Below are 22,782 nucleotides of genomic sequence, written 5' to 3'. Positions count from 1 at the left end.
TAAACTATCTACAACCTAATCTTACCAAATGTTTTTATTCATCTCAACTACTTTTATTTCAGTTTATCCCATAAAAAGAAGCGTTTTGACTGTTTTTTATTTGTATCCCTACTTTTTACACACTCATTTTTCTCCCAACATTTTCCAAAATAAACTAATCACCGCATAGTCGATAATCAAGGTAAAAAGAATTTTAAACAGTCCTTTCTAGCCACTCAAGTATTCGCCTATGAATAAACTTCAAACAACGCAAGTGAAATTTAAAAATTCCACCATTTTTATCAAATTTGTCCATTTTTCTAGACTGTTTTGACTATTTGAATTCTTTCCCACTATGCTATTGACTCTTCTAACGTCTTTAAGTTAAAATAAATTTACAACATAAAATAAAAAAAGGCGCCCTGTCAGAAGACGGTAATCTTCAAAACAGAGCCCTGTATTATCAGCACAAACTAATAATACAAGTTGCCTCGCCAATAATTTCTTATTGACTACCCTTATTGTACTAAAAGTAAGAAGAGATTTCCATTCTTTTTTCTTGCTCAATACTGTTAGTGAATGGTTATTTAACGAACGCTTCATGGTATTAGTAGCTGACTAATATCATTTTTTTGTGTTTAAAATCAGGTAATTAGAGCGAAAAACAAAATAAAAAGGCACTCTGTACAAGGGCGGTAACCCGAATACAGAGCCTCATATTATCAGCACAAACTAATAATATAAGTTGCCGAAGTCAATATTTTCATATCGACTCTTTCATTTTACTCAATTTTTGTAAGAAATACTAGTACTTTTTACAATTCTTGTTTCATTTGAAGCAGTTGGTAGTTATTTGTTGCACTTTTGTACGGTATTAGTTGGTGGCTAATACCGTCTTTTTTCGCTCTTTTTATAAACAGCAAGCACTTCTTTCTCCTTTTTGAATACGATATTTTCGTATTTACATTCTACCAATTAGTGCTTGCGAGCTGATGTTACTAGAATCGATCACTACCATACATTTCCCATTCAATCTAAAAAGGCAGCTAAGTCAATGCGCGTATAATGAACCGTCCTAAGAAAGTAATAACGAAATAAACGCTCTACTTGTTTTACCCGATTGAATGGTACAATGTAAGATTTGTTTCTCGTGCATCAGTATTCTTAACGATCCGCCTGGCGGAAGATGGGTCGTTAAGTAAAAAACGAGTAGGGATGCAGAACCTGCGAATTTCAACTAGCTACTTATCTCTTTACAACAAACCAATTCATTATCTACTATCACTTGATAAGTAGCTCGTTGTTTTTTCTCATTTTACACCAATCATTTGTCCGCTCATTTAAATGCAAATTCCCACCTTTTCAACAAAAACAGCCACCATTTCTGATAGCTGATCTTACCTCTATTTATCAAAATAATTTCCTGGCACAACATTAATTGTTTTCGTGCGCGTATCCACGTCTTCAACATAAAGTAACGAAGTATAATCTTCGATCGCACGTTGTCCTTTAAATTTAGACTCTGCAAACACGGTGATCCCAACAAGTTCCGCCTCAAATTCTTCAATCAGGCTCTTCATTCCGTTAACGGTTCCGCCGCCTTTCATGAAGTCATCCACGACTAAGACTCTTGAACCACGTTTTAGACTACGTTTTGATAATTCCATTTTTTCGATTCGTTCAGATGATCCAGAAACATAATTCACACTAACCGTCGAGCCTTCGGTAATTTTTGAGTCACGACGAACAATTACAAACGGCACGTTCAAGTAATAGGAGACAGCTTGTGCGATCGGCACCCCTTTTGTCGCCACGGTCATCACCGCATCGATTTTTTCACCTAAATATTTAGAAGCAATAATTCTCCCAACTTGGCGCAACAATTCCGGCTGTCCTAATAAATCAGAAAGATACACATATCCTCCTGGCAACAGACGATCTTGTTCTGATAAACGGTCACACAAAGCCATGACCAATTCTTTTGACTCTTCGTATGGCATTTCTGGGATAAAACGAACGCCACCGGCTGCTCCTGGAATCGTTTCAAGAATACCTGTCCCTCTTTGTTTGAATGTTTTTTTAATAATCGCTAAATCCTCACTAATCGATGATTTGGCTGATTTATAACGCTGTGCAAAATGGGTCAAAGAAACCAAAGTATGGGGATGATCCAACAAGTACTGTGTCATATCAATCAATCGTTCGCTTCTCCGAATTTTAGAATCTGTCACTTCTTCTCCTCTTTCCTTTAAGGGTTGTTATTCATTAGAATAATGATTATCCCTTATTTTTTTATAGGTTTGTTCTTCATTTTTTTAATAGGTAAAATAAATGATACGCCCTTACAATCTATCGTTCCCTATTATAGGGTGTTTTCCAAAAAAAATCGAGCATTTTTTAGCAAAAATAAAAAATAGTTCGCAATTTAAGAAACAAAAAAGAAGATAAGAGAAAAAACTTTCGTTTTTCCTCTTATCTTACGCTAGTTTTAAGCGAATTTATCGCTGACTCATCTTCTTATTTCTTTGCAAAGTCATCAATCCTTTACGGACAATGCTGACAAGAATAAACAATCCGATAAAAATCAATGTGATGCTGGCACTTGGCGGTGTTTCTAAATAATAAGACCCCGTCAATCCTGTTAGCATGCCAATCAATCCCATAATAACACTAATAATGATGACCGTATTAAACCCTTTACCGATTCGCATTCCGATGGCAGCTGGTAACACCATGATCGCTGATATCAATAATGCACCCGCAATGGGGATCATCACTGCAATTGCCACACCTGTAATGACGTTGAATAGCATCGACATCCAGTGAATCGGCAATCCGTCCACATGAGCCGTATCTTCATCAAAGGTCAAAACATACATTGGCCGTTTGAATAAGACAAACAAAATCACTAACACCACAAACAGAACTGCTAAAATAACGACCTGCTGCCACGTGATCGTCACGATCGAACCGAATAGATACGACTGGATACTGGCTGCTGAATTTCCTCCGCTCAGGTTCATCAGCACCAAAGCTAGCGCCAATCCACCTGACATTAAGATTGCAATCGAGATTTCTGAGTACGTACTATAAATCATTCGTAGGTATTCTAAAATAATTGCCGCAATAATCACGACAACCATTGTCATGATAGTTGGATTCCAGTTTAAGAAAAACCCTAAAGCAACTCCAGCTAGCGACACGTGTGAAAGAGTATCCGCCATTAAAGATTGTCTTCTAATCACAAGAAATACCCCTAACATTGGCGCAATGACCGAAATAAATGTTGCGGCTAAAAAAGCTTTTCTCATGAACTCATATGAAAACATCTCCATTGTGAGTCCTCCTTCCGAACTAAACGAATTTGGCGATCCGCATACGATTTGATATCTTCATGATCGTGGGTGATCATCAAAATCGCTTTGCCATGATCATGGGCATTATGCCGTAACAGGCGGTAAAATTCATTCCTAGACGTTTCATCCATTCCCGTTGTTGGCTCATCTAAAATAAATAAATCAGGGTCAGTCGCAAAAATACGCGCTAAACTGATACGTTGTTTCTGTCCACCAGAAAGTTCACCGATCCGTTTATGCCGCATGTCCCACATACCGACTGCTTTGAGTGCTTTTTCCACATGTTGATGATCTCTTTTGGTTAAAGGCTTGAACCAACGATTACGCGGAAAACGTCCTGATCGAACTAGTTCGATCACTGTACTTGGGAATCCTGCGTTAAAAGAAGCTACTTGTTGTGGAATATAGCCAATGCTGAGCTTCTCACCCGCACTGTTTTCTTTGGCAATCGTGATTGCACCTTTTGTTGGTTTCAATAAGCCCAATGTGCTTTTGATCAATGTTGATTTCGCTGCTCCATTCTCACCAGTGAGAATGACAAATTCGCCTGGATCGACATAATATGAAACATCTTCTAAAACTGGCTCATCATCATAATAAAATGTGAGGTCTTTGACTTCTAGGTAATGCATGTCTATTCTCCTTCTTTTGACTACTATACAATTGAAGGCCGAAATAATAGCTCAACACCATTATTCTGCCTCAATTTCTTACTTAATGCTTTTCTTCAACGCTTCAAGATTGGCTTTCATAACAGAAATATAATCTTCCCCTTTATCTTGTTCTTTTTGGGTAATACTTTCTAACGGATTAAGCACTGCCAATTCTACATTTGTTTCACGTGCTAATGTTTTAGCAACTTTTGATGAAGCAGATGTTTCAAAATAGATCACGGATACGTTGTGCTCTTCGATATATTTTTTCAACTCTGCCAAACGGCTTGGTGAAGGCTCTTGATCTGGTGAAATACCAGCAATCGATTCTTGCGTCAAACCGTATTGTTTCGCTAAGTAGCCAAATGCTGCATGCTGTGTTACGAACGTTTTATTTTTAGCATTCGCAAAGGCTTCTTTATATTCTGTATCTAAGCCTTTCAACTTTTCAATATAAGTTGCTGCATTTTTTTCAAAGGTCTCTTTTTTATCTGGGTATTTTTTCACTAACGCATCACGAATTGCTTCAACTTCTTTTTGTGCTAAAACGGGATCTAGCCAAACATGAGGATCTAATTCGTGATCGTGGTCATGTTCGTCATGGTCAGCTTCTTCGCCATCATGCTCATGAGCTGTACCTTCCATCAAATCGATCGACCCTGCCGCTTCAACAACCGCAACTTTTTTCTCATCGACATTTTCTAAAACGTCTTTGACCCACGTCTCTAATTCGTGACTATTATACACAAAGACATCTGCATCTGTGATCTTCGCTATGTCTTTAGCACTTGGTTCATAATCATGAGGTTCTGTTCCAGATGGAATCAATAATTGAACCTCTCCAGCATCCCCTACCACATTTTTAGCGAAATCATACATGGGGTAAAACGTTGTCACGACTTTTATTGTACCACTTTTCCCAGTTTTATCTTGCTCTTTCGTTTGTCCGCATGCTGTTAATGTAAACATCATGATTACTAGCAACATTCCGATACTATATTTCCAGCTATTTTTTCTCATCTCTTTATCCTCATTTCGATTTACCTTGATTAAATCGTAATATTTACGATTTGTTAGCAAGAACTAATTTACCAGAAGGAAATGAGAACGTCAAGTGAAAACAGATCAAAATAGTTTATTCCTATTACTATAACCAAAAAAAGGAGCTGAGACATGACTCTATGAGTCACACCTCACCCCTGCAATCTGGATATAAGATGATAGCAGAAGTAACTCCTGCTTATTTCTTGGCGTTACACACTTCTGTCACAACCTTTTATTTTAACGTCCGTACAATATAAACTTCTTCACAAAAGCCTTTTAAACCGTTATAAATACGCTGTGCTCTTGTTTTTTTCTCACACAAGGCAAAAACTGTTGGGCCGCTCCCACTCATCAGTGCCGCATCTGCTCCATATTTCATCATACGATCTTTGATTTGCTGGATCACTGGGTGACGATTGATTGTTACACCTTCTAAAGCATTACCACTTTTTTCTGCCATCAACTGATAGTTATTCGTCTCAATGGCTTGTTTCAGACCACGAATATCAGGATGTTCTACGTCATTGAAGGATAAACTCCCAAAAATCGAACCCGTAGAGACACTCATTCTTGGCTTTACTAAAACGACCCAACATTGTGGCATCGTTGGTAAAAACTCAATCTTTTCTCCACGACCAGTAACAAAAGCTGTCCCACCATGAACGCAATACGGAACATCTGAACCAATCTTACTGCCAAGTACAGCAAGTTCTTCTAGCGACAAGCCTAACTCCCACAATTGATTCATTCCTCTTAACGCAGCAGCACAATCACTACTGCCGCCAGCTAACCCAGCGGCTACGGGAATTTTTTTTTCTATATAAATTTTAACTCCTTGCGTAAGATTAAACGTGCTCTTCAGCAATTCTGCCTGCTTGATACACGTGATTTCTTCGATCTACTGGCAAAAAGGAGCTATCTGTTTCAATCACTATTTCATTTTTCGGCAATAACTCAAAGGTCAGCCGATCGGCTAAATCTACACTAGCCATGATCATCTCTAACTCGTGATAACCATCATTTCTTTTATAGAGAGCATCCAACCCCAGATTGATTTTTGCGGGCGCTTTTTCTATGATTTCCATTCTTTTTCACCTATCTAATCCCATTACCTGACCAACTTCACAATCTTTTAAATTCTAACATATGTTGTTAGAGAAGTATATATTTGTATAAAAATTGCTCTACTTATCCTTTACGTCTACTCTTTTATACATAATTAGTGAACTATCCCATAGACAAAAAAAGCAGAGCTAAAGCGTTTTCGCTTTGTCTCTGCTTTTAAAAATCAATAATTGTCTTAGACTGCTTCACTGACAAATTCAATCTCTACTGTGCGTGTTAGCACATCCGAATAACTATAAGAAACTCGTTCGAATGAGTTTTCATCTGGGTCTAAATCTACAACGAAGACAGATGGATACGTTTCTGTCAAAATACCTTTACGTTCAGTTTGGCGCTTTCTGCCGGTTTGAGCAACTAATGTGATTTGGCTGCCGATACGACATTCTAGATCTTTTTTAATTGACGCTAAAGTTGTTGGCATTGCATTCACCTCATTCGCCATTATATCACATATTAATAAAAATAACAAGTTTACCATAGCAGAAAATGAATTGCAACTAATTATAATTTATAAATGAATAATTATTTGATGTGAAAATTTTAAAAGTTCTAATTTAATCATAAACAATCGCTTTCAATTTCTTTTTTGCTCGATCATAGGCACTTCTGACAGTGATTTCACGGCTATCAGTGTCGTTTGCAATCTCTTTTAATTCCTTGCCATTCATATATTCTTCAAAGGTGATTCGTTCAAAAGGTGACAAAACGAGTGGCAGCTCTCTAGCTTTTCCCGAATAATCATCTGATCTAATGCATTGCTATCTTCCGTTCCTATGTAATCAAAAAAGGATTCTCCCTGATTTTCTATTTTTTGATCTAAAGAAATAGACTTTGCGTCAATCGTTCGTTTGAGTGCACATTGTTTTCTAACTAAGCTGCGGATATGGTTTTCAAAATTTGATTTGAAAAATGTTCCAATTGAAACACTATGCTCATCTTGATATTTTTCCAGTGAGCGGTGAAAAATAATCCGACCTTCCTGTAACCAGTCTTCTCGATCAAAATCCTTTAAAAAATATTTTTTTTGAAGTTTATACACAACTGGATGATACTTCCGATACAAACGATCAAATGCTAATGGTTCTCCTTTTAAGATATCTTCATACTTGTTCATCAACAACATTCTCCTTCCAAGCATTCTACCAAAATGCTTGGAAAAAGCGTAACATTTTCTTCTAAGAAAACAGATACAAAAGCACAGTTATTCTTTCTTTTTGGACAATTCGTCCATTTTTTCGGACAACTTTGACAATTGCTCTAGATTCCATGGAGAATTTCGTCGAAAATCTTGGAAATGGATATCCGTCGCATGAATAGCAATTGTACGTTCTGATTTTTGAACATTTTTATACAGTTCATTCGCTGATGCTCGCAATGCTCCCTTTGAAAAAACTAGCCATTGTTCTGCCAAATCGCTTGTTGCGACTGTTACTTGCGTCAACCGATCATTTTTTTCTCCGGCAATCCGTTCAATATAGCTATCAGCAGTCTCTTCTTCTTTGGTAAAGACCACAGTTAGATGATACTTCTTATATGTCTGCTGAATACCTGGAACCAACTGTGCATCAAAAACCACGATTACTTCTAACCCCTCGTATTTTGCATAGTTGGATAAACGCTGTAGTAAAACTTCTCTGGCATCTTCAAGTTTATTCTGATTTTTCAACTGAACCAACTCTGGCCAAGAACCAATCATATTATAACCATCAACGATCAATAACTGTTTTTTCATTTTGCTTTGTCACCTTCTTTTTAATGATGTGCCTCTATCGCCGCTAAACGAACCTTTACAGACTATTTCGCCCACGATAAACTTCATACATCAACAATCCCGCTGCAACACCGGCATTCAAACTTTGAACATGTCCACTCATTGGAATCGTCAATAATTCATCTACTTCTTTATGCAGACCTTGACTCATGCCACGACCTTCATTGCCAATGATCAACGCAATCGCCCCTTGGGTATTCCATTTGCGGTAATCAGTGCCTTTCATATCCGTCCCAAAAATCCAAAAACTATTTTCTTTTAATGTAGCAATACTTTGCGCTAAATTGGTTACACGAGCGACTGGGATATATTCAACAGCTCCAGTTGAAGCTTTGGTGACAACTGGTGTAATGCCAACTGCACGGTGTTTGGGGATAATAATCCCATCCACACCCGTTGCATCTGCCGTTCTCAAGATAGAGCCAAAATTATGCGGGTCTTCTAAACTATCTAAGATTAAAAAGAATGGCGTCTCCGTCTTTTCTTTCGTCTGATCGAGCAATTCTTCCAATGTTAAGTATTCATACGCTGTAATTGCTAATACGATTCCTTGATGAACACCGTGATTTGTCATTGTATCTAGTTTTTGTTTTGGTACCCATTTAACAGGTACAGCATTTTCTTTGGCTAATAATTTTAGGTGTTCAACTTTCTCGCTCTTACTATCTTCTTGAAGAAATAATTTATTGCCACGACCTTGTTGAATTGCTTCTACCGTCGCATGATTCCCAAAAACGAAGTTATCTTCGACCTCTTCTTGTGAGACTTCACGTTCTTTTCTTACCAATTCTTTTTTAAATGGTTGTTTTTTTGGTGGTTTGTTTCCCTTAAAAGGGCGCTTTTTATCATTTCTCATTTTTTTCACCTACTTTTTTTATACACCAATCAATCAATTCTTCCAAACGTTCCGTTTGTTTCGTCAAGTGCAGATACCCCATCAACGACTCAAATCCAGTGGCAATTCGATACGTTGTGATATCGGCATTTTTTGCAGACGTGTGACTTTTGGCGTTGCGGCCGCGTTTGTACATTAGTTCTTCATTTTCTGAAAGTAATTTTTCTTCCAGCATTTCTTGAATCAGAAAAGCTTGGGCTTTGGCTGAAACATAATGTGTTGCCATACGGTGTAGCGTATTTGGTTTGGTTTGTCCTTGTTCCACTAAGTAATCGCGGATATAAATCTCATAGATTGCATCCCCTACATAGGCCAATGCTAAACCATTTAATTGAGTATAATCTCTCATTCACTTCTTCTCCATCTAGTTCCTTGAGCTGTATCTTCCAAGGTTATTCCTTTGTCTTTTAATAAATCACGAATTTCATCACTGCGGGCAAAATCACGATTCGCGCGAGCTTGATTACGCTCTTCGATCAATTGGTCAACATCATCGTCTAGTAGTTCTTCTGATAAGAAAAAGATCCCAAAAATACTTAACCATTGTGTAAACTGTTCTAGCGCTTTTTCGATTACCACTGCGGATACAGCCTCTTGCTCACTGTATTGATTTAGCCATTTCGCCATTTCATACACCACAGTGATTCCGTTTGCTACGTTAAAATCATCATCCATTTCAGTTGTGAAACGTATTTCTAAATCTGCTAATTCTTGTAACTTTTGAGTATCTTCGTCATGTTCTGTTATTGCATCAGATTTTCTAAAGGATAGGTTCTCAAACGCATTCTTTAATTTTTGTAAATTAACGCCTGCTTCTTTCATCGTTGTTTCACTATAACGAATTGGGCGACGATATTGTGTAGTAGCCATAAAGAAACGCAACACTTGAGGATCAACTTCCTTCACTAGTTCATGAACCGTTACAAAGTTCCCTAGCGATTTGCTCATTTTTTCATCCTCTTCACCAATCGTTACAAACCCATTATGCATCCAGTAATTGGCGAATTTTTCCCCTGTTTTTGCTTCACTTTGGGCTATTTCATTTTCATGATGAGGGAACTCTAAATCTTGCCCACCACCATGAATATCAATTGTATCACCTAAGTGTTTTGTTGCCATAACAGAACACTCAATGTGCCAGCCAGGACGGCCAGCTCCCCACGGAGAATCCCAAGAAATTTCACCTTCTTTAGCACCTTTCCATAACGCAAAATCTAACGGATCTTCTTTCAGCTCTTTTTCTACGCCTGTCCGTTGACTAGCACCAACTTCTAATTCATCAATTGATTGATGGCTAAGGTTGCCATACCCTTCAAATTTTCTCGTCCGATAATAGACATCGCCTTTTGATTCGTATGCATAGCCTTTATCAATCAATGTTTGGATAAAGGTTAAAATGTCCGGCATATGATCCATTACTCTTGGATGTAGTGTTGCAGGTTTCACATTCAAGATATTCGTATCCTCTTCAAATGCATGGATAAATCGATCTGCCACTTCTGGGGCTGTGATGCCTAATTCTTTGGCTGCCCGAATAATTTTATCATCGACATCCGTAAAGTTTGAAACATAATTCACTTCGTATCCACGGTATTCTAAATAACGTCTAATCGTGTCAAAAGCCATCGAACTACGGGCATTGCCGATATGAATATAATTGTAGACAGTTGGTCCGCAGACATACATCCGGACTTTCCCTTCCTCTATTGGTTGAAATACTTCTTTTTCTCGCGTTAATGTATTATAAATTTGAATCATATGCTACCTCCAATTTTTCTCCTTTGATTCTGACGATTTTTGCAGGTATTCCTACAGCTGTTGCATCATCAGGAATATCTGTTAACACAACGGCAGATGCGCCGATTTTTGCTCGTTCACCTATTGTGACAGGTCCCAATATTTGAGCGTGTGCGTGGATCATCGCCCCTTTTTTTACAGTCGGATGGCGTTTTCCTGTGTCTTTACCTGTTCCGCCTAAGGTCACTCCATGAAACAACACGACATCTTCTTCTATTTCTGCTGTTTGACCAATCACAACACCCATCCCATGATCAATAAAAACGCCAGGTGCAATCGTCGCACCAGGATGGATTTCGATTCCTGTTATGAATCGCCAAAATTGTGCATGAATTTTTGCTAATAAAAACAACTGGTGTCGATACAGAAAATGGGAAAAACGATGCCAAAATAATGCATGTACACCCGGGTATGTAAGTAATGCTTCCGCTGTTGAACGAGCGGCCGGATCATTCTCTTTGACTGCTCTGACTGCTCTTTTTAACCAACCCATATTCGCTCTCCTTTCATTCAATTTTATACATAAAAACGTGGCAGGATCGTCCAGTTCTTTATTCCGTAAGGCTAACGAGCTAGATAATACAAATAAAGAAACGTCTTTCAAACGACATAACTCCGTTTAAAAGACGCTTCTGCGTGGTTCCACTTTTTTTTACAGGTCTCCCTGCCTCAAAACAGATAACGGTTGTTGGCCGTTTTCAGCTACATATCGCCGAAACTATTCAAAGATGCATTTCAAAAAGTGCTGACAACTGTTTTCACCATCCACAGTCTCTCTATAGACACGCGCTTTTTTACTTCTTCTTCTCTACATATTTCTATTATAAAACGTTATTTAAATGATCTAAGGCTTTTTCTTTTCCTAAAAGTTCAATCGTATCGCCTAATTCTGGACCATGTACTTGTCCTGAAACAGCTACACGGATTGGCATAAATAGATTTTTGCCTTTTACGCCAGTTTCTTTTTGAACTGCTTTGATCCCAGCTTTGATGCTTTGTACATCAACAACATCCATTGCTTCTAATTGTGCTTTGAACGCCGCTAAAACTGCTGGAACAGTTTCACCAGCTAAAACTTCTTTTGCCGCTTCATCTAAAACTGGATGCTCATTGAAGAACAATTCAGATACATTGACGATTTCAGCTGCATAACTCATTTGTGGTTGGTATAAGCTAACTACTTTTTTCAGCCATTCCAATTTTTCTCCGCTTGGTTGTGCTTCGATTTTGCCTTCTGCTACTAAATAAGGAAGACACATATCTGTTAAAACATCTAAATCTAATTGCTTCATATATTGGTTATTGACCCACTCAAGTTTCTTTCCATCAAAGGCAGCTGGTGACTTGCTTAAGCGTTCTGGATCAAAGATTTTGATCAATTCTTTTGGTGAGAAGATTTCTTCTTCTCCAACTGGGGACCAACCTAATAACGCTGTGAAATTAAACATTGCTTCTGGTAAATAGCCAAGTTCACGGTACTGTTCAATAAATTGTAAAATCGATTCATCCCGTTTGCTTAATTTTTTACCCGTTTCAGAATTGATGATTAACGTCATATGACCAAATTCGGGTGCTTTCCAGCCAAATGCTTCATAAATCATCAATTGTTTTGGTGTATTCGCAATATGATCGTCCCCACGTAAGACATGCGTGATTTTCATCATGTGATCGTCTACCGCTACCGCAAAATTATAGGTCGGCATGCCATCACGTTTTTGGATGACAAAATCGCCACCGATATTATCTGATTCAAAAACGATTTCGCCTTTAACCATATCTTCAAATGTATAAGACGTATTTCTTGGTACACGGAAACGTATCACTGACTCAAGACCTTGTGCTTCTTTTTCCGCTTGCTCAGTAGGAGTCAAATCCGCACACTTACCAGCGTAATGTGGCATTTCACCACGGGCACGTTGTGCTTCTCTTTCAGCTTCTAATTCTTCTTCAGTACAGTAACATTTATACGCACGATTGCTTACTAATAATTGATCGATCAAAGGTTGATAAATTTCGCTACGTTCTGATTGACGATAAGGACCATATTCACCTGGTTTTTCAGGAGATTCATCCCAATCCATTCCTAGCCATGATAGATTTTCTAATTGGCTTTTTTCCCCATCTTCGATATTTCTTTTTTGATCGGTATCTTCGATGCGGATGATAAATTCGCCATCGTTGTGGCGGGCAAATAAATAGTTAAATAAAGCTGTTCTTGCATTTCCGATATGCAAGTGTCCAGTTGGACTTGGTGCATAACGTACACGTACTTTTGTCATTGTGCATTCCTCTTTCTATTTTTCAAGTAAAGCGACCGCAATCGCTCCCAGACCTTCTTCTTGACCAATAAAACCCATTTTTTCCATCGTTGTTGCTTTTAAATTGAGTTGATTCGTTTCAATTTGACAGGCCTTAGCGATGTTTTCTTTCATTTGTTCTAAATAAGGTTTCATTTTTGGTTGTTCTGCTAAAATTGTACAATCAATGTTGCCAATAGTAAAGCCACCAGCCAAAATTTTTTGATTTACTTCATGTAATAATTTCAGTGAGTCCGCCTCTTTAAATGCCGGATCTGTATCAGGAAATAAATGTCCAATATCACCCAGACCTGCAGCGCCAAGCAAAGCGTCTGTAATTGCATGTAGCAACACATCTGCATCTGAGTGTCCTAATAAGCCTTTTTCAAAAGGTAGTTCTACACCACCAATAATCAACTTACGTCCTTCTACCAGTTGATGAACATCAAATCCTTGTCCAATTCGTATCATTTTTTCACCTAGCTTCTTTTTCGTTTGACGATTGCTTCGCCGATCAGCATATCTTCTGGTGTGGTCAATTTGATATTTTCGTAACTTCCCAATACCATCGAAACAGGTAAATTACTGTATTTTTCAATAAGAGATGCCTCGTCTGTTCCTAAATAACCTTCTTGCTGTGCACAAACATGCACGGCAAGTAAATCCTCTCCATAAAAGGCTTGAGGGGTTTGTATTTGCCATAATGTTTCACGTGGAACCGTCTCTTGTACGATTCCATCCGTCACTCGCTTGATTGTATCTTTGACAGGAACACCTAAAATAGCGGCTCTCGTTTCTTGTACTTTCTGATGCAATAATTTCAATTGTATCAGATTGACGAAGGGTCTTGCGCCGTCATGAACCATCACAATATTTTTCAAAGAAAATACTGCATTCAAGCCATTATACACGCTATATTGCCGCTCATGACCACCAGAGACGATTGTTATCGGGCATCTAATTTTCTTTGCTTCTTTCTTGATCATTTCACTTAATAAAACTTGTTCGTCTTCTTGTGCGACTAAAATAATATGTTTGCATGCAGGATCATTTAAGAAAGTATTTAGCGAATAAGAAATAACTGGTTTACCGATCAGATGCAATAAAATCTTATTTCGGCTAGCACCCATTCGCTTCCCTTGACCCGCCGCCAACAAAATGACTTCATAATCCAGAACTTCATTTCTATTTTTAGCTTTTCTCATTAGTTTTGCTGTCTTCTTTGCTATCATTGATACCTCGTCCAGAGTGAGCAGGCTTTGCAAAAATCATCCGGCCAGCTGCAGTCTGTAAAGCACTGGTAACAACTACTTGAATGTGTTCATTCATATAATGCTGACCATCTTCAACGACAACCATCGTACCATCATCCAAATACGCCACACCTTGTTGACGTTCTGTTCCAGCTTTTACAACCATTACATTCATTGTTTCGCCAGGAATCACAACTGGTTTTACCGCATTTGCTAAAGCATTGATGTTTAAAACAGGAACATTTTGAAATTCAGAAACTTTATTTAAGTTATAATCATTTGTTACGACCACGCCATCCAATAATTTTGCTAGTTTAATCAGTTTGCTATCGACTTCTGAAATATCTTCAAAATCACCTTCATACATTTCAACCGAAATACCATCTTCTTTTTGCAACGCATTTAAAATATCCAAGCCACGACGTCCACGAACACGTTTTAGACTATCACCAGAGTCCGCAATATATTGTAGTTCATACAGCACAAAATTAGGAATCAAAATAACTCCTTCTAAAAAGCCAGTTTTCGCAATATCGTAAATTCTACCGTCAATGATTACGCTTGTATCTAAAATTTTGTATTTATGGAAACGATCTTCTACCCTACGATCCAAGACTTCTCCTTGGCCTTCCGTTTGAAGTTTTTTCTGTTTCGGAGTAAAAATTTTACGCCATTCATCAATTCGAGTAGTCCCCATACGAAACCCAAGATAGCCAAAAATAATCATGACTAAAATCGGCAAGACGCTATTCACAAACGGGATATTCAAGTTATACATTGGAATTGAAATAATCACACCAATGATCAACCCAAGAATTGCGCCGACACTTCCGAATAATAGATACGTTAAACTCATTTCATTTAATGATGCTTCTACTTTTTTTACAACTGAAACAATATACTTTGCTAACCCTAACGATAATATAAAGAAAATAAGTGCACCAATCAAACTGTTAGTAAAGTTATTGTTCAACCATGTATTATCTGCCTGTTTCGCCATGTCCCAAGCTATTGGTAATAGTGAAATACCTAAGCTTGCTCCAGCGACGACCATCAGCAATGTGATGACACGTTTTTGCATAGATTCATCCTCCAATATAGTTATACTTATTTAAAGATTGAAAGAAAGAGGTCGTGACGATCCTCTTGTATCGATCTCTTTACTCTCAGTCTATTTGAATACTTTTCTTAGTGTTTCACCGATTGTCGCTACGCCGACAATCTCGATTCCTTCTGGTGGGGTCCAACCGCCTAAGTTATTTTTTGGTAAATAAATCTTCGTGAATCCTAGTTTTTGTGCTTCGCGTACTCGTTGTTCGATACTGTTCACTCGACGAATCTCACCAGTCAACCCAATTTCACCTATAAAACATTCGGTTGGTCTTGTGCCATTTTCTTTATAACTGGACGCAATACTCACCGCGACCGCTAAATCGATTGCAGGTTCGTTGATTTTTACTCCGCCAGCAGCTTTTAAATATGCATCTTGATTTTGTAATAACAATCCAGCGCGTTTCTCTAAAACTGCCATGATCAAGGAAACTCGGTTAAAATCCAATCCAGTTGTTGTCCGTTTTGCATTTCCAAACATCGTTGGAGTGACTAAAGCCTGAACCTCAACTAAAATGGGGCGTGTTCCTTCCATAGCAACCACTATCGCAGATCCCGTAGCATCCGCCAAGCGTTCTTCTAAAAATACTTGCGATGGATTCGCGACTTCTTCTAATCCATGCTCCCGCATTTCAAAAATGCCGATCTCATTAGTGGAACCAAAACGATTTTTGACTGCTCTCAATATTCTGAAAGTATGATGCTTATCTCCCTCAAAATATAAGACAGTATCTACCATATGTTCTAGCATACGCGGTCCTGCAATTGACCCTTCTTTCGTCACATGACCAACAATAAAAACAGCAATACCATTGGTTTTAGCGATTTTCAATAATTCAGCTGTTGTTTCTCGCACTTGACTGACACTTCCAGCCACACTCGTCACATCAGGTTGTGTCATTGTTTGAATGGAATCGATGATTACGTAATCAGGTTCTAATTTTTCAATTGCTCGAGAAATTTCATTCATATCTGTTTCAGCGTACAAATAAAATTCAGTATCGATCGAACTTAACCGCTCGGCACGCATTTTGATTTGCTCCGCACTCTCTTCTCCAGAAACGTAAAGCACTTTGCCACCGATTTCAGCAAGTTGTTGTGATACTTGTAACAGCAATGTTGATTTACCGATTCCAGGATCGCCGCCAATCAAAACAAGTGATCCAGGCACTACGCCGCCACCTAACACACGGTTCAACTCTACCAGTTTCGTTTTGACTCTCGGTTCTTTTTTTGGAACCACTTCAGCTAAGCGCTGAGGCTGTGTCTTTTTCCCAGTTAAACTGACTCTAGCACGACGATCGGTCGTATCTTGAATGATTTCTTCTGTCATTGTGTTCCACTGACCACAATTGGGACAGCGTCCTAAATATTTAGGGGAAATATACCCGCACGTTTGACACTCAAATTGAACTTTTGCTTTTTTTGCCATATGCTATCCCCTCATTTTTAATGTATTCTTTATTTTACCATAGTATAGGCTTCTTAGACTAAGACTTCCCACTGTAAAATACGCAGTTTCCAAGCGATTTGATCTTAATTTTTGCCTGAAGAGCCAAAACCACCTGTACGCTCGTTTTCGACATCATCAACATCTGCTAAAAGAAACGGTTTAAAAATCCCTTGGCCGATTCGTTCACCTTTTTCAATAACCATTTCTTCATAGCCGAAATTCAGAAATTGAAACATAATATGTCCTTCGTTGCCTTCGTTATTATAATAATCACGATCGATCACGCCTACGCCATTCGCTAACATTAAAAAACGTTTTAATGGGTTGGATGAGCGACTTACTAATTCTAAGTATTCATTTTCAGCCATGTATGCTTTGATCCCTGTTTTTACTAAGACGGGTTTTGGTGTTATGCCTTGTGCTTGTAATTGCCAAATGCTTGGGACAACTACTGTTTCTGCTGCTTCAAAGTCGTAACCTGCAGCGCCTTTTGTCGCACGCTCAGGGATAGCAATCCCTTGGTCTGCATAATCTGTAATAATTTCAAATCCTCGTTGTTTCATCAAAAATCTCCTCTACTTGTAAACTATTTCTATTTTAACATATTACACTGATTCCTAGCTGGCTTTTACAGTATCTTTACTAATCTCTTGTATTTTTTAATGTTTACACATCATTTAGACTCATTTCGTTCATGTTTTACTACCTCATAAAGAATAAATGAAAAAAATGACATCAGACCAATAATACTGATTATATGAATATGCTCCACCACTTGAAGTGCAATTGGATTATGAGTCCGATGCGCTGTGATTTGCAGAACTGTTTTTACTGGTAACTGTGCTTGTTTCGCTAGTAACCATAAGACACTCATCAATAATAATTGATGTGTCACACTGCCTTTCGTTTGAGTGCTGTACTTCGTAATGATTCGTTGATCTTGGGGTAAAACGGCTTCCTGATAGTACTGTTGATTCAAAAAACTACCTGTCGCACTGATGAAACAGCTGAGCAAAAAAATGCCAACTGGAAAAATCGGACGGAACAATAACAAAAATAGTGACAGGATAAAACCGCCCAGATGAATGATTTTAGGATCGACATTAGGGAACAGATGATATAAAAATTTAATAACAAAAGCAGCTCCGACGATACCCAAAACATAAGGAATATATAAATTAGCAGTCAGACGATCGATCCCTAAACGTAAAGAAACATAAAAGGTTCCAAAAAGCAGTAGAAAGTTCATACACATCCCATTAGCAAATGTCATTAAGTTCAACCACAAAGGGAGTTTCCATGTTTTTCTTTGACTGTTTAAATACCAGCCGGCTATTACAAATAAAATAGAAAAACCAATCAACCCTACATCCAAAAGTTTTGGATCAAACAACAATCGAGCAGAACGGATAAATAACAATAATACAAAGAAAAACAAAAATAAAAAGAACTCTTTGACCGATATCACTTGTTTATTGACCTCATTGAAATCAATCTCATAGTCAGGATAATGGGTAACTGTATGATACGCTGCAATATAAAGCAAAGCATACTCCCCTAAAACTAAAGGAATCCTCAATTCTTTCGGCAACGTCAATGATGCAATCACACCACCGAATAGCAGCAAGATAAAAAGATATTTTCTACCAGTCAACGCTGAATACCCTTGTTGCTTCTCGTGATAATTAACGGTGGTATTAGCAGCTGGCAACCATGATGCACTAAGTCCCAGTAAAACAGCTGAAAAAAGATAGGCAGGAAAATAAAACTGACCTAACACGCCAATTAAACACCCTGCACCTCCCAGCAGAATCGAAATAATCAATATATTAAAGCTTGTCAATGATAGCTTGAAGCTCTTTAACAAAAAAATTCCCGTCATCCGAAACGTATAGAACAAGACAAAAGGCAACACTCTTTCCAAAGTTGTGCCATCACTTAAACTCAAAAATAAAAAATAAGGAATAAAAATAATTGTATTAGATAATATAAAAGGCGCAACTTGTAAACAATTGCGGGCTAATTCTTTCAATTTAGACATTGTTTCTTCTCCTTTTAAAGCATATTGTTATGTAGGTAGTCTACCACGTTCATGAAAAAAGTGGAATCGATCTCCAAATTAAACCAAAGAAGAGTTAGGATCGATCAAAGACACTCGACAATACTGTACCAGTTAGTAATCCTTCTTTCTACGCTTTCGCTTCGTACGACTCTCCACTCTCCATAAGAGTTAAACCTGTTTATCGATTTATAAACAAGTTTGCTTTACGTCTATAAAAAATGAAAAACTCTGTGAAAAATACGAAACTAGCTTTTTAATCTTTTTTTAATGTAAGGTTTCTGTTATAATGGTTTTCACATTTACTATTTGACTAGTCGATGAATGAGCATATCAAAGGAGAGATAGATGTATGAAAACTGTTTACAATTTTTCAGCTGGACCCGCCGTTTTACCTAAAAGTGTTTTGGAAAAAGCACAATCCGAATTGGTGAATTACGAGAACAGCGGCATGTCCGTGATGGAGTTAAGTCATCGTTCCTCCCTTTTTGAATCGATCATCGAACGTGCAGAAACATTACTTAGAGAATTAATGACGATTCCCGATAATTATAAAGTGCTCTTCTTACAAGGGGGCGCAAGTATGCAATTTACGATGGTTCCGTTGAATTTAGCACAAAATAAAAAAGCGATTTACGTCAACACTGGCTCATGGGCGAAAAAAGCCATTAGTGAAGCGAAAAAAATTGATAATGTAGATGTTCAAGTCATTGCTTCAAGCGAAGATAAAAATTTCTCGTATATTCCTGACATTCATAAAGAAGACATTCCTCAAGATGCAGCTTATGTTCATATTACGACCAATAATACCATTGAAGGCACAACGATTTATGATTTACCAGATACAGGTGAAGTTCCAATTGTGGCTGACATGTCTTCAAATATTTTGTCGATCGATTATAATGTTGCTGACTTTGGATTGATTTATGCAGGTGCCCAAAAAAATATCGGTCCTGCTGGTTTGACCGTTGTGATCGTTCGTGATGATTTGATCGGTCAGGCAGATATTCTTAGTGCTATGTTAGATTATGATATCCATGCGAAAAATGGCTCAATGTACAATACACCGCCAACTTATGGTATCTATATGGCAAAACTTGTCTTTGAATGGATCAAAGAACAAGGCGGTGTCAGTCAAATGGAAAAACAAAATAAAGAAAAAGCCGCTATTTTATATGATGAGCTGGATTCATCTGCTCTATTTTCTTCACCTGTCAATCCCAAAGACCGTTCGATCAATAATATTCCTTTTATTACTGGAAATGATAAACTAGATAAAAAATTCAATCAAGAAGCACTAGCAGCAGGTTTTGAGAACTTAAAAGGACACCGTTCTGTAGGTGGTATGCGTGCAAGTTTGTACAATGCCTTTCCCAAAGATGGGGTTATGGCTTTAGTCGAGTTGATGAAACAATTTGAAGCAGAAAATGGAGGAAGAAAATAGATGTATGATATTAAAACATTCAATGCAATTGCACCCGTTGGTTTAGCACGTTTTAACGAAGAAAATTTTACGATCAATAAAACTGAATTGCCCGCCGGTATTATCTTACGTAGCGAAAAACTCCATGATTATGACTTCCCAGCTTCTGTTCTAGCCGTTGCTCGTGCTGGCGCTGGAACCAATAACGTACCAGTCAAACAATGTACCGAAGATGGTATCGTTGTATTTAACACGCCCGGAGCCAATGCTAACGCTGTAAAAGAGTTAGTGATTGCTTGCTTACTTCTCTCTGTGCGCCCGATTCTAAAAGGCTCTAATTGGGTTCAAACCTTGACCGGAACAGACACTGAAGAACAAGCTGAAGCACAGAAAAAACAGTTTGCCGGTACTGAACTAGAAGGCAAAAAACTTGGTGTGATCGGTCTCGGTGCAATCGGTGCAATGGTTGCCAACGATGCTTACCGTTTAGGCATGGAAGTCACCGGCTTCGATCCATTTGTTTCTGTTGACACCGCTTGGAGTATCTCACGTCGGGTCAAACGAGCGCAAAGTATGGAAGAAGTCCTAAAGACCTGTGATTTTATTACCGTACACGTTCCTTTATCTGAAAATACGCATCATCTGATTGGCAAAGAGCAACTAGCACAAATGAAAGAAAATGCAGTTTTACTCAACTTTGCCCGTGGTGAGCTAGTCGATACAGAATCTGTGATTGACGCTTTAGCTCAAGGTGAAATCAGCAATTTCGTTACAGACTTTGCCGATGAACGTCTCTTACACAACGAAAAAACCTTAGTTCTTCCCCATCTAGGAGCTTCTACAGAAGAAGCTGAAATCAATTGTGCGAAAATGGCCGCACGTACCTTAAAAAAATTCCTGGAAACTGGCAATATCAAACGTTCTGTCAATTTCCCTACGGTAGAAATGGCCTTTAATTCACCTTTCCGTTTTACAATTGTACACAGAAATGTTCCAAATATGTTAGGTCAAATCTCAACTGGCATTGCAAATTTAGAGATCAATATCGATACCATGATCAACCGTAGTCGTGACGATTATGCCTACACAATTGTTGATATTGCAGAAACTGACGAAGAAAAAATCAATGCTGCTGCCGAGAAAATTCAAGCAGCCGAAAACATCATCCGAGTACGGACAATCAAAAATAATGAGGCGGTGAGTTATTAATGGTTAAAATCCACCCTTTCAAAAGTATCCGTCCAGCAACTGAGTTTAGCGAAAAAATCGCGACCTTACCTTATGATGTTTTAAATTCTGCTGAAGCAAGAGAATTAGGCGCAAATAATCCATACTCCTACTTGCATATCGACAAAGCAGAAATCGATTTACCTGAAACACTTTCGTCTTATGATGATCAAGTCTACGAAAAAGCCGCACGTAATTTACAAGCATTTTTACAAAAAAAATGGCTGATCCAAGATGACCAACCGCTTTTGTACCTTTATGAATTAACAATGAACGGTCGCGCTCAAACAGGACTTGTGACTTGTACCTCGATCTCTGACTATACAGAAGGTAACATCAAAAAACATGAATTTACTCGTCCAGAAAAAGAAGTTGACCGTATTCGCCATATTGAAGCCTGTGATGCCAATACTAGCCCGATTTTTCTAACCTATCGCCAACACAAACAGATTCAAACGGTGACAGATGATTGGAAAACAACTCATGCTCCCGTTTACGATTTTGCAAGTTTCCATGACGTTACACATCGTGTTTGGCTTATAGACCAACCGGAAGTAATCGAACAACTAGTGACACGTTTCGCTCAAGACGTACCTGCTTTATATATTGCAGATGGACATCACCGGACAGAATCTGCAGTAAAAGTTGGACAAAAGAAAAAAGAAGCATATCCTGAAGCAACTGAGACAGCTGAATTCAACTACTTCTTATCTGTCATTTTTCCTAAAGAAGAGTTGGAAATTTTAGATTATAACCGTGTCTTGAAGGTCCCAATCGAAACAAATTTCTTTGAACAGTTGGAAAAGAATTTCGTAGTCTCAAAAACAGAGAGTGGAAAGCCTACTCAAGCAAAAACGTTTGGCATGTATTTAGATGGACAATGGTTTGCTTTGACTGCTAAAGAAGAGATTTTATCTGATGACCCGGTTGCTGGTCTGGACGTTTCTTTACTTCAACATCATGTATTCACAGATATTTTCGATATTCAAGATGTCCGTACAGATAAGCGTATTGATTTTGTGGGTGGTATTCGCGGAATGCAGGAATTAGAACAATTAGTCGATAGTGGGCAATGGTCGGTCGCTTTCGCTGTTTACCCAACAACGATGGATGATTTACTAAATGTTGCGGATGCTGGAAAAATTATGCCGCCAAAATCAACTTGGTTTGAACCTAAATTATTAAGTGGATTATTTGTTCATGATTTAGAGACAAACGACGTATAAAGCTGTAAAATAGAAGAATAAAATCGAAGCTTGGACAAAAGCAACATTTTTGTCCAAGCTTTCTTGCAAATAATCGAAAACGGCTATCTAGAATCAGCTAATAAGTGAGGTCAA

21 protein-coding genes, 1 pseudogene and 1 other annotated feature are annotated in these 22,782 nt (G+C 38.1%); of the genes and pseudogenes, 3 read left to right on the top strand and 19 right to left on the bottom strand.

Annotated features, from left to right (window positions below; all coding sequences use genetic code 11):
• Window positions 1-1,382: 1,382 nt before the first annotated feature.
• From purR to AC1PU0_RS00470, 19 genes and pseudogenes are all read right to left on the bottom strand, one after another.
• Window positions 1,383-2,210, bottom strand: a complete 828-nt coding sequence (purR, locus tag AC1PU0_RS00560; RefSeq protein ID WP_083241719.1) for a pur operon repressor — start codon at window positions 2,208-2,210, stop codon at window positions 1,383-1,385.
• 267 nt (window positions 2,211-2,477) lie between these two features.
• Complete coding sequence (locus AC1PU0_RS00555; RefSeq protein ID WP_111248978.1) at window positions 2,478-3,314, bottom strand: metal ABC transporter permease; 837 nt, start codon at window positions 3,312-3,314, stop codon at window positions 2,478-2,480.
• A complete protein-coding gene (locus tag AC1PU0_RS00550) occupies window positions 3,287-3,967 on the bottom strand; it encodes a metal ABC transporter ATP-binding protein (RefSeq protein ID WP_069653260.1) in 681 nt (226 codons plus the stop codon). Before AC1PU0_RS00550 ends, AC1PU0_RS00555 begins: the two co-directional genes overlap by 28 nt.
• 78 nt (window positions 3,968-4,045) lie before the next feature.
• The gene (locus tag AC1PU0_RS00545; protein ID WP_206849224.1) at window positions 4,046-5,008 is read right to left on the bottom strand and encodes a metal ABC transporter substrate-binding protein; all 963 of its coding nucleotides are present in this window, start codon (window positions 5,006-5,008) and stop codon (window positions 4,046-4,048) included.
• A gap of 256 nt (window positions 5,009-5,264) precedes the next feature.
• Window positions 5,265-6,117: pseudogene (ispE, locus tag AC1PU0_RS00540) on the bottom strand (4-(cytidine 5'-diphospho)-2-C-methyl-D-erythritol kinase).
• 215 nt (window positions 6,118-6,332) lie between these two features.
• The gene (locus AC1PU0_RS00535; protein ID WP_069635129.1) at window positions 6,333-6,578 is read right to left on the bottom strand and encodes a Veg family protein; all 246 of its coding nucleotides are present in this window, start codon (window positions 6,576-6,578) and stop codon (window positions 6,333-6,335) included.
• A gap of 243 nt (window positions 6,579-6,821) precedes the next feature.
• Window positions 6,822-7,271, bottom strand: a complete 450-nt coding sequence (locus AC1PU0_RS00530) for a sigma-70 family RNA polymerase sigma factor (RefSeq protein ID WP_479998610.1) — start codon at window positions 7,269-7,271, stop codon at window positions 6,822-6,824.
• Between the two features lie 87 nt (window positions 7,272-7,358).
• Window positions 7,359-7,889 (bottom strand): NYN domain-containing protein, encoded by a 531-nt coding sequence (locus AC1PU0_RS00525; protein ID WP_069653256.1) that lies wholly within the window; start codon window positions 7,887-7,889, stop codon window positions 7,359-7,361.
• Between the two features lie 55 nt (window positions 7,890-7,944).
• Window positions 7,945-8,784: a 23S rRNA (guanosine(2251)-2'-O)-methyltransferase RlmB gene (gene rlmB / locus AC1PU0_RS00520; protein WP_206836679.1), complete on the bottom strand. Its 840-nt coding sequence runs from the start codon at window positions 8,782-8,784 to the stop codon at window positions 7,945-7,947.
• Window positions 8,774-9,172: a Mini-ribonuclease 3 gene (locus AC1PU0_RS00515; RefSeq protein ID WP_111248983.1), complete on the bottom strand. Its 399-nt coding sequence runs from the start codon at window positions 9,170-9,172 to the stop codon at window positions 8,774-8,776. Before AC1PU0_RS00515 ends, rlmB begins: the two co-directional genes overlap by 11 nt.
• Window positions 9,169-10,581, bottom strand: coding sequence for a cysteine--tRNA ligase (gene cysS / locus AC1PU0_RS00510; RefSeq protein ID WP_206849227.1), 1,413 nt, complete (start codon window positions 10,579-10,581; stop codon window positions 9,169-9,171). Before cysS ends, AC1PU0_RS00515 begins: the two co-directional genes overlap by 4 nt.
• Complete coding sequence (gene epsC, locus AC1PU0_RS00505; protein ID WP_069653252.1) at window positions 10,565-11,113, bottom strand: serine O-acetyltransferase EpsC; 549 nt, start codon at window positions 11,111-11,113, stop codon at window positions 10,565-10,567. Before epsC ends, cysS begins: the two co-directional genes overlap by 17 nt.
• Before the next feature lie 126 nt (window positions 11,114-11,239).
• Window positions 11,240-11,440, bottom strand: a binding site (T-box leader).
• Between the two features lies 1 nt (window position 11,441).
• A complete protein-coding gene (gltX, locus tag AC1PU0_RS00500) occupies window positions 11,442-12,899 on the bottom strand; it encodes a glutamate--tRNA ligase (protein WP_479998609.1) in 1,458 nt (485 codons plus the stop codon).
• Window positions 12,900-12,914: 15 nt separating this feature from the next.
• The gene (gene ispF, locus AC1PU0_RS00495; RefSeq protein WP_069653250.1) at window positions 12,915-13,388 is read right to left on the bottom strand and encodes a 2-C-methyl-D-erythritol 2,4-cyclodiphosphate synthase; all 474 of its coding nucleotides are present in this window, start codon (window positions 13,386-13,388) and stop codon (window positions 12,915-12,917) included.
• 8 nt (window positions 13,389-13,396) lie between these two features.
• Window positions 13,397-14,149: a 2-C-methyl-D-erythritol 4-phosphate cytidylyltransferase gene (ispD, locus tag AC1PU0_RS00490; protein WP_340689575.1), complete on the bottom strand. Its 753-nt coding sequence runs from the start codon at window positions 14,147-14,149 to the stop codon at window positions 13,397-13,399.
• Window positions 14,109-15,251 (bottom strand): PIN/TRAM domain-containing protein, encoded by a 1,143-nt coding sequence (locus tag AC1PU0_RS00485; protein WP_206849230.1) that lies wholly within the window; start codon window positions 15,249-15,251, stop codon window positions 14,109-14,111. Before AC1PU0_RS00485 ends, ispD begins: the two co-directional genes overlap by 41 nt.
• Before the next feature lie 90 nt (window positions 15,252-15,341).
• Window positions 15,342-16,712, bottom strand: a complete 1,371-nt coding sequence (gene radA, locus AC1PU0_RS00480) for a DNA repair protein RadA (protein WP_069653248.1) — start codon at window positions 16,710-16,712, stop codon at window positions 15,342-15,344.
• Window positions 16,713-16,816: 104 nt separating this feature from the next.
• A complete protein-coding gene (locus tag AC1PU0_RS00475; RefSeq protein WP_069653247.1) occupies window positions 16,817-17,296 on the bottom strand; it encodes a dCTP deaminase/dUTPase family protein in 480 nt (159 codons plus the stop codon).
• A 110-nt stretch (window positions 17,297-17,406) separates the two neighbouring features.
• Window positions 17,407-18,774, bottom strand: coding sequence for a hypothetical protein (locus tag AC1PU0_RS00470; RefSeq protein ID WP_111248987.1), 1,368 nt, complete (start codon window positions 18,772-18,774; stop codon window positions 17,407-17,409).
• Between the two features lie 370 nt (window positions 18,775-19,144).
• On the opposite strand from AC1PU0_RS00470, the gene serC reads away from it, so the two are divergent.
• The 3 genes from serC to AC1PU0_RS00455 are packed head-to-tail and all read left to right on the top strand — an operon-like array spanning window position 19,145 to window position 22,668.
• Complete coding sequence (gene serC / locus AC1PU0_RS00465; RefSeq protein ID WP_206849231.1) at window positions 19,145-20,236, top strand: 3-phosphoserine/phosphohydroxythreonine transaminase; 1,092 nt, start codon at window positions 19,145-19,147, stop codon at window positions 20,234-20,236.
• On the top strand, window positions 20,237-21,424 hold the full coding sequence (locus AC1PU0_RS00460) for a phosphoglycerate dehydrogenase (RefSeq protein WP_206849232.1): 1,188 nt from the start codon (window positions 20,237-20,239) through the stop codon (window positions 21,422-21,424).
• Window positions 21,424-22,668 carry a DUF1015 domain-containing protein gene (locus AC1PU0_RS00455; RefSeq protein WP_206849233.1) on the top strand — a complete coding sequence of 415 codons (1,245 nt, stop codon included), beginning with the start codon at window positions 21,424-21,426 and terminating at the stop codon, window positions 22,666-22,668. Before AC1PU0_RS00460 ends, AC1PU0_RS00455 begins: the two co-directional genes overlap by 1 nt.
• The last annotated feature ends 114 nt before the right edge of the window (window positions 22,669-22,782 follow it).

This window comes from Enterococcus sp. XAF26B05_ASV22 (assembly GCF_056727285.1).
This window is presented reverse-complemented; position numbering and strand designations above follow the sequence as displayed.

Bases quoted from the DNA above. Each gene is read 5' to 3' on its own strand.
- AC1PU0_RS00555 (WP_111248978.1), bottom strand. From the start codon at position 3,314: ATGGAGATGTTTTCATATGAGTTCATGAGAAAAGCTTTTTTAGCCGCA.
- AC1PU0_RS00550 (WP_069653260.1), bottom strand. From the start codon at position 3,967: ATGCATTACCTAGAAGTCAAAGACCTCACATTTTATTATGATGATGAG.
- AC1PU0_RS00545 (WP_206849224.1), bottom strand. From the start codon at position 5,008: ATGAGAAAAAATAGCTGGAAATATAGTATCGGAATGTTGCTAGTAATC.
- AC1PU0_RS00535 (WP_069635129.1), bottom strand. From the start codon at position 6,578: ATGCCAACAACTTTAGCGTCAATTAAAAAAGATCTAGAATGTCGTATC.
- AC1PU0_RS00530 (WP_479998610.1), bottom strand. From the start codon at position 7,271: ATGAACAAGTATGAAGATATCTTAAAAGGAGAACCATTAGCATTTGAT.
- AC1PU0_RS00525 (WP_069653256.1), bottom strand. From the start codon at position 7,889: ATGAAAAAACAGTTATTGATCGTTGATGGTTATAATATGATTGGTTCT.
- rlmB (WP_206836679.1), bottom strand. From the start codon at position 8,784: ATGAGAAATGATAAAAAGCGCCCTTTTAAGGGAAACAAACCACCAAAA.
- AC1PU0_RS00515 (WP_111248983.1), bottom strand. From the start codon at position 9,172: ATGAGAGATTATACTCAATTAAATGGTTTAGCATTGGCCTATGTAGGG.
- cysS (WP_206849227.1), bottom strand. From the start codon at position 10,581: ATGATTCAAATTTATAATACATTAACGCGAGAAAAAGAAGTATTTCAA.
- epsC (WP_069653252.1), bottom strand. From the start codon at position 11,113: ATGGGTTGGTTAAAAAGAGCAGTCAGAGCAGTCAAAGAGAATGATCCG.
- gltX (WP_479998609.1), bottom strand. From the start codon at position 12,899: ATGACAAAAGTACGTGTACGTTATGCACCAAGTCCAACTGGACACTTG.
- ispF (WP_069653250.1), bottom strand. From the start codon at position 13,388: ATGATACGAATTGGACAAGGATTTGATGTTCATCAACTGGTAGAAGGA.
- ispD (WP_340689575.1), bottom strand. From the start codon at position 14,149: ATGATAGCAAAGAAGACAGCAAAACTAATGAGAAAAGCTAAAAATAGA.
- AC1PU0_RS00485 (WP_206849230.1), bottom strand. From the start codon at position 15,251: ATGCAAAAACGTGTCATCACATTGCTGATGGTCGTCGCTGGAGCAAGC.
- radA (WP_069653248.1), bottom strand. From the start codon at position 16,712: ATGGCAAAAAAAGCAAAAGTTCAATTTGAGTGTCAAACGTGCGGGTAT.
- AC1PU0_RS00475 (WP_069653247.1), bottom strand. From the start codon at position 17,296: ATGAAACAACGAGGATTTGAAATTATTACAGATTATGCAGACCAAGGG.
- AC1PU0_RS00470 (WP_111248987.1), bottom strand. From the start codon at position 18,774: ATGTCTAAATTGAAAGAATTAGCCCGCAATTGTTTACAAGTTGCGCCT.
- serC (WP_206849231.1), top strand. From the start codon at position 19,145: ATGAAAACTGTTTACAATTTTTCAGCTGGACCCGCCGTTTTACCTAAA.
- AC1PU0_RS00460 (WP_206849232.1), top strand. From the start codon at position 20,237: ATGTATGATATTAAAACATTCAATGCAATTGCACCCGTTGGTTTAGCA.
- AC1PU0_RS00455 (WP_206849233.1), top strand. From the start codon at position 21,424: ATGGTTAAAATCCACCCTTTCAAAAGTATCCGTCCAGCAACTGAGTTT.